This window comes from Planctomycetota bacterium (genome assembly GCA_038746835.1).
In the GTDB taxonomy this organism is placed as follows: domain Bacteria; phylum Planctomycetota; class Phycisphaerae; order Tepidisphaerales; family Tepidisphaeraceae; genus JBCDKH01.
This window is the reverse complement of the sequence record JBCDKH010000187.1, coordinates 1-7,123: the sequence shown is the minus strand read 5'-3', so window position 1 is coordinate 7,123 and position 7,123 is coordinate 1. Positions and strand designations below refer to the sequence as shown.

The window sequence follows — 7,123 nt, the reverse complement described above, 5'->3', positions numbered from 1 at the left end:
TGACGATCCAGTAGGAAGACCACGGCGGCATCAGCGACCACTGCACCCACCCATAGGCCCCGGCAACCGCAGTCATCACCGCGATGACGACGAGCCAACGCCTCAAGACTTCCACGCTCACGCCAAGGCGAAGGACGTAGATGAAAAGTGCTACCGGCGACAACCAACCGAGCAGTTCGAAAACCGCACCGACAAGTCGACCCGAGAAAGCACCCATGACGAGCCCGTAGCCGAGCGCCGCAAGGACGAGCGTCACGCCACGCCGAGGGAGCCGAGGGAGCCGCGTCCAATCGCGAATCGCGAGAATCGCAAGGGACACAGCCACGGCTGGCACGACCATCGACGTTGGCGGGAGCGTTGAGAACTCGCCGAAGCCCCAATCGAGAAATCGGCGAATCTCCCGGTTGAAGATCATGTAGCCGATCAGCAGCGGGACCACGGCCGTCGGGTGATTGGCTGCGACCAAGAGTGCCACGACGTACATCAATGCCGCCACGACCGCGTCGAACGGCCGAGCGACATCCAGCACAATCCATCCCGCTACGCCCGCCAATGCGAGCATCGAGAGCCCGCCGACGAGGGAAACATCGGGGCGGAAGGGTACTATCCGCAAGGGGACGGGTGGTCTTGTGGCCATTCTCGGGCGAAGCCTGGCCCGCATCAGGTGCCCGCCGTCGTTGATGAACGTGTCAGTCAAAGTTCCACGCGATCAGGTTCGATCAGACGCCCGTCCATCCAGATGCCAGCCGGTCGAGCCTCGACGATGTCGTGAACGGCGGCGGCCATACGTTGGCGAAAGACGTCGACGCTGTAAGCCGCCGCCGTCTCGCGGGCACGACGCCCAACCGCCTCCACCTCCGGCCCGCCGTTGAGCAACCTGCTCAGCTGCCGGGCGAGTGCATCGTGATCGGCAAATGGTGCGAGAAGCCCGTCAACGCCGTCGGTGACCGTGTGGCGCGGGCCGCCGCTGTTGGCTGCGACGAGCGGCTTGCCTAGTGCCAACGCTTCGACGACGACGATACCGAACGGCTCCAACCGGCTGGCGTGCACCAGAACGTCGCACGCCTGCATGTAATGTGGCACATCATCGTGGGGCACGGCACCGGTGAAGGTCAATCGGTCCAGAACCCCCACCTCGCTCGCGATGGACCGGAGTTCGGCAGGGTGGTCTGGCTCCGACCCGTGCGGCCCGCCTACGATCACAAGTCGCGCCGCGGCGTGCGTCTGGCGAACCAGTGCCAGTGCCCGGATGACTGTTTCGATCCCCTTCCAAGCTTGGAGCCGGCCGACGATGCCGATGAGCGGGCCGTCCGGCGGAAGCCCTAACTCACGCCGGCAGTCGCGAGGCGACGGAAGTCGATCAGGATCGAATCGTTCGATGTCGACGCCGGAGGGGACGACATGTATGGGCCGCTTCGGCGACATCTTCGACTGAAGCCGGGCGGTATAGAGGCTGTTGGCCAGGATCGCCCGACAGGGAAGCGACGCTGTCCACCGCGTCGTCCGGCGATCCGGCAGCGCCCGGTCCTTCTGGAACCACGCGGTCGGAACGCCGGCGAGCTTTCCGGCCGGCATGCCCCACCAGTGGCTGTGCGGCATCCAGCTGAGGATCAGGTCAGCCCTAACCCGCCGGCTAAGTCGTCGGATCCTGTTGATGCCGCGACAGAACCGCGCGACCTGCCGGACGCGAGCCTCGTTCACGATTTCCACTTCGACGCCGCCCGCCCGCGCCGCCGACGCGATGCCACCATCGCAGGGCACTGCGAGGGACCATGTGACGCCGTTCATGCTGCCGCCGGAGAGCAGGTGCACGAGCGACAGCTCCGCCCCGCCGGCTTGCTCGCCGAAGGGGCTGACAACCACGCATTGAAGGGAGTGCTTTATCTTCAGTTCAAAACCCACAGGACGGCACGTCGGGTCACGCGTCGTGCGGCGGCCTTCATTAGACCCGGCCTGGGGCGGATCGCCGTTATCGCTGCCATATCTTGGCGATGCTTCGCTGGGTCGTTGGTCGGCGTCAGGTTCAGGCCCGCGCCGGAGGTGGCACCGAAGAAATAGAACACGTCCCGTTTGGGGAAGGTGCGTTTTGTGCGAAGGAATCAGAGACGATCACCTTGACCTTGTCAGCTCCGATCGCCGCTCGCCACGTTCGGAGCTGCGTCAGGTGCCGACTCGCGTCGACCTGCATCGCACGTTTGCGGCCCATCCAACGACGAAACGGCAGGTCGTCGCCGTTGTGCTGCTCGTGTGAGTCGAACGACTCCATCCGCCTGGGTGGGTGGCGGACCATGTAGATGTATTTGGGCTGGCCGACGTGACTTGCGATGTACCTGATGACTTCGCGTTAGACTTTGATGGCTGAGTAATCCGGCGTGCCCTCAATTATGAACGGCTCACCGTACTAATGTGTGAAAAACGTGATTCGATTAAGTCGAGCCCGCGGCGATACACGTCAGCATTTCTGAAATAGTGAACCTCCTTGGTCGGAGACAGACACTTTCGAGTGTTAGTCGAGATAGCGGCACAGGCTTGTCGTGCCGGCCTAGGCGGCACCGATTACCAGAACGTTGGGTAGCGGGAGGCTCATCAGCCCTTCGTAGCGGCGATCCGACCGGAGGCCGTTGCAACGAACTGCGCCCACGCGGACAGTCCGAGTTTCGGCGTGAATCGGATGGCTTGTGCGAGTCCGAAATAGCGTCTGGTTCCGACGAGAATCGCCCAGAACAGAAAAAGTGGCCGCTGCGGAAGTGGCAGGTACTCAAGAATTGGAAGTGCTTCGTTGAAGGCAGCGTCACTCAACTCACGTGCACGTGGACGCTGGCGGTGGTCACCAGCAGTGCGAACGCTTGGAAAGTGGTCGACCGCCACGAGCGGGTCGTACACGAGTCGCCAGCCGGCCTTGCGCAATGGCAGACCAACGGCGATTTCGTTCGCCACTTGTGCTCCCTGGCCCCGCAGTCGTCGGTCGAACCCGAGCTCCAGCAGAGGCCCTCGTCGGTAAGCCATGTTCACGCCCTTGAGTGCGTCGACATCTCGTGCAACTCCGACACCGAGATGGTGATTGCCAATCATTCGCCCGTACCACGTCAAGCGGCCCACGTCCTCGTTAGAGCCGTTGAGCGTGGTCCCGAGTTCATGAACCCAGTCACGCCCGCCGACCCCGACGATCCTCGGAGAGGAGTCAAAGTGCGACTCGATCCGCTCAAGCCAATCAGATCGCGCGACCGAATCGTCGTCGGTGAAGGCGACCACGTCACCTCGAGCGGAATCGAGTCCAACTTGCAGCGCGTGAACGAGTCCCGGACGATCAACCTCGACTCGTCGCAGCGGCAACTTGTTGGAAGCGCACTGCGCGACCGCGATTCCGTCGCGATCTTCTGGTCGAGACACGACGAGTACCTCGTCCGCTCCGCGCGACTGCTCCGCTAGTGCGTCTAGACAACGACGCAGGTCGCTAGGTCTACGAAATGTCGGGATGACGACGGTGATCAACATGCCGATCGCTGCCGCTTCAGGCCGTGCCCTCGGTCTTCAGCTCCATCCAACCACCCGGACGATACCGCGGGCGGCCACGCACCCTGCGAAGCAGCCCCATCGGAAGATCCCTCGTCATTCGGATCGCGTTGGCTGAAAACCAACGCGCGTACCACGCCGCCACTTCCATCGACGAATCGAACCATCCGCTTCGTCGCAACTCCGCATGCCACTGCCCACCGAACCGATGCCTCAGGCCGTCTTTGGACCACGGCTTGAAAGAGGTAACGAAGTGATAAATCGCAGGTTGGTCCAGTGAGGCCTGGTGAAATGGCAAGGTGACATCAATCAACTTCTGACTCGGGAAGAGATTCGGATTCTTCGTTCTCCCGAGCATCACGTTCCACGATGCGTTCAGGGGCTCGAAATCATGACCGAACAGAGCGTTCAGCGCGTCTTGATCGACTTGGCGAACGCTATCGCGATGTCGCCGCAGGAAGGCTGCTGCCTCCTGTCCCGACTCGCTCGCGCGCCAGAGGCGCAGGTCTACGAGCATCACGCCCGCGTTGAACATTGCGACGCTGGGAGGCCGCTCGTCGCGGCAGTAGTCGAGATACCGGTCGACCGTCTGTGGGTCTCGACTGGTCGTAAGAGCCGCCACTGGATGCCCGTTCAGGGCGAGGTCGTAGAGCGCTCCGATGTCTCGACGAACCAAGAGGTCCGCATCGAGATAAACGACCCGTTCGAGTGCTTGGGGTAGCGCTTCGCCAACCACGAGACGCAAGTACGTTCCAAGTGACCACTGGAACGAAGTCGGAAAGCCATCGAAGGCCGACTCGTCGACGTCGTGAATCCGAACCTGCACACCCACCGACGAACCGACGCGTTCCAGGCGACGACGGTGACGGCCGGTCAGGGAGTGCGTGAGCACATGGGCGGTGACACGCCGGGTCGTCGATCTGCCGAGCGATGACAGCGTCACGGCCAATGGCAGTGCAGCTCCGTCATCGGTACCGAACGCGACATGAACCTCGTCTGCCGCTGCGTGGCCTCCTGTTGCAGACGGGTCGGCAGTCACGGAACCTCCTCTGCGCGACGGGCAGGTCGCCGCCAGTTTCGAAGCCGATTCCTTACTGTGAAGGTCAACGCACGCGCTTCATCGCCGGCGCGCCACGCCTGCCATGAAACGTCGGAGTGAAAGCCGCTCGATCGAAGCTCGCGAAGCCACGCTTGCCGAAAGGTGTGGTTGGGGCCGCTGTTCCAAGGCTTGTTGCCACCTGCGAGATGGTAAATGGCGGGCTTGGCGAAGTGGGGCCGAGTGTCGAATGCCGACACTTCCGGGAGCTGGGCGGGGTTGCCGCCGTACAGGAGCGGGACCGGCACGTTCCACATCAGCTCGCGCTCCGCCCATCGCTTCTCCAACACGACGTTGAGGCCGTCCTGGTCGGCCCAGGTCAGACAGTTCATCCAGCGCCGCAAGAACGCAAGTACCTCTGCGGCGAGATTTTCCGAGCGCCAGATGGTGAGGTCCATCAGCATCACACCCGCGTTGAACGGACGCGCGTCAGGGTCTTCCAACTCTTCGACGGCATAGTGCACGCAGTTAGGAGACCCGAGCATCGGCATGCCGGGATCCGCAACCGCCGCGATCGCACGGCCGTCCGTCCCGAGATCCCAGAGGACGCCGATGTCGGCCTTGACGACCAAATCGACATCGAGGTAGAGCAAACGCTCGACGTCCGGAACCAGCGTCGGCAGCAAGAGCCGCGTGTAACTGATCGGCGGCACGTGGGCCACCTGCGGCAGTTCCGCGATCATGCGTTGGGCCTCGCGGGTGTCGAGCCACGCGAGCGTGCCGTTGCCTTCCCTCACGGCAAGCCGCTCGATGCCAGCCCGATCGCGTCCGTCGAGCCCGGGGCTGAGAATGTGAAACCGAACCGCACGCTGCCCGACGTGACGCATGACACCCGCCACGACCACCGCAAGTGGCAGCAGCGCCTTCCGATCGGCGATCAGAGCGACCTCTACGCGTCCGCTCTTGATCTTCTGATTTGATTCATCGCACATCAGGCCATGTGGCCGCCAGCCGATACATCCGGACAGACATCACTGCCAGCAAGTTCGCGGATCAATGCGGTCAGTCTTCCACCCGCTTGTCCGTCCATTGGCCCTGCGGAGTCATCGATAAATCGAAGCCGCCCCAGATGCGACTGCTGCATCTTCCCTGCAGCAGCGACGCCAATCGCCGCCTTGAGACTCTCGGCATCAAATCCCGACGCTGCTGCGCCATATGCGACGAATGGAAGCACGGGCGGAGATGAGGCAAAATGAGCGTGAATCAACGGTTTTCCAGCGATTAATCCTTCCAATCCTGCCGTCGAATCCTCTGAGATCATCAAGTCACACCACGACAGATGTTGTTCGAGGTTATCGCGGCTAACTTCTACCCGAGCCTGAAGGCTCATCTCCCCAGCCATACCCTCGTACAGCTTCGCGTAATCGTTCGGGTGCGGTTTGATCACGAGCCGAGCGTCCACGGTCGCTGCGAGGGACTCGAGCAGAACTCGAGCGATGTGGAGTCCCTCCTCTGGTACGCGAGAAGGCATGTAGCACTTGTACGAGGCGTGCGGCCGCGTCACCCAAAGCCATCGTCGGGCTGGCTTTGGCTCGCGTGGCTCCGAGACCCGTTTGGCGTCCCACTCGGGACAGCCGATCACGCGAATCTCCGTCGGCTGCCGACGAGACTCGCGCTCGAAACGCTCCCGGCGGGCCGGGCCCCAGACGGCGACGTAGTCCGCGTGGCAGTCGTCGAGCGTGTATCGCTCGCAGTCGAGGCCGTGCTGAATCACGAGAGACGGGACGCCCGACGCGCGACCGGCCATGACGGCTTCCAGGTACGGCGTGTGGGTGTCCGCCCAGCACACGATCAGACGCGGTCGGAATCGACTGAGCGTTGCCTCCGCTCGCCGAAATGCCAACGCCGAGTTCACGGCCTCTGCCGCCAGTTCCTGCTTATCGATGTCGGGCAACTCGACATTCAGGTTCGACTCCAAAGACTGAACGGTCGCAGCGATTGAAGCTCTGGCAGCGGCGACATCATCATCCGTCAGCCGCGCGGGCTCCATCCAGTCGCGAACACGCAGCCCCGTCTCATGGACCGCCGCCAGCGACCGTACCAATCTCGGGTTCTTGGCCGGCATTAGGATTTCGGCCGGCCCCGCCACGACGTCGTGCAACCGACGCCGCGCCATCCCAACCGCCGCCCGCCCCCTCGACCGTACCCGCGCCCATTGCCTACGACGGGCGGAGACGCCGTCGCTGGCCTTGACATCGACGAGCGACCGAGTCGCCGCATCGAGTTTATCTCGCGTCGCCTCTTGGTTCGCCCCTCGCGGCAGGCGAGAGACACGGTGCGAGAGACTCTGCCGAATCGCGACGCCGATGCATGGCATTTCGACCAGCTCACTTGACGTTGCCTGCCGTACCGCTGTCCACAGAGCTTCATCTTCAATGGTGTCTGTCCTTGCTGCCGGCGCCTGCATCATCGCTTGCGGCAGACGGCGATGAGGCATTCGGCCGTGCTCGGGTCGACGTTGGCGCTTGACACGATCCCTCGCGGCTGGCCGCGGTTGTACGGGCTGGAGCCGCC

At 63.1% G+C, this 7,123-nt stretch carries 6 protein-coding genes; all 6 read right to left on the bottom strand.

Annotated elements, in window-relative coordinates:
• Positions 1 to 697: hypothetical protein (locus tag AAGI46_14370; GenBank protein MEM1013392.1), on the bottom strand; the 697-nt coding region annotated here is incomplete at its 3' end.
• A complete protein-coding gene (locus AAGI46_14365; GenBank protein ID MEM1013391.1) occupies positions 694 to 1,863 on the bottom strand; it encodes a glycosyltransferase family 4 protein in 1,170 nt (389 codons plus the stop codon). The genes AAGI46_14370 and AAGI46_14365, both read right to left, overlap by 4 nt.
• A gap of 723 nt (positions 1,864 to 2,586) precedes the next feature.
• Positions 2,587 to 3,495, bottom strand: coding sequence for a glycosyltransferase (locus AAGI46_14360; protein MEM1013390.1), 909 nt, complete (start codon positions 3,493 to 3,495; stop codon positions 2,587 to 2,589).
• A 16-nt stretch (positions 3,496 to 3,511) separates the two neighbouring features.
• The gene (locus tag AAGI46_14355; protein MEM1013389.1) at positions 3,512 to 4,552 is read right to left on the bottom strand and encodes a glycosyltransferase family 8 protein; all 1,041 of its coding nucleotides are present in this window, start codon (positions 4,550 to 4,552) and stop codon (positions 3,512 to 3,514) included.
• Positions 4,549 to 5,541: a glycosyltransferase family 8 protein gene (locus AAGI46_14350; protein MEM1013388.1), complete on the bottom strand. Its 993-nt coding sequence runs from the start codon at positions 5,539 to 5,541 to the stop codon at positions 4,549 to 4,551. Before AAGI46_14350 ends, AAGI46_14355 begins: the two co-directional genes overlap by 4 nt.
• Entirely contained in the window at positions 5,541 to 5,996 is a 456-nt protein-coding gene (locus AAGI46_14345; protein ID MEM1013387.1) for a hypothetical protein, read from the bottom strand. The genes AAGI46_14350 and AAGI46_14345 overlap by 1 nt, the downstream gene beginning before the upstream one ends.
• Between the last annotated feature and the right edge of the window lie 1,127 nt (positions 5,997 to 7,123).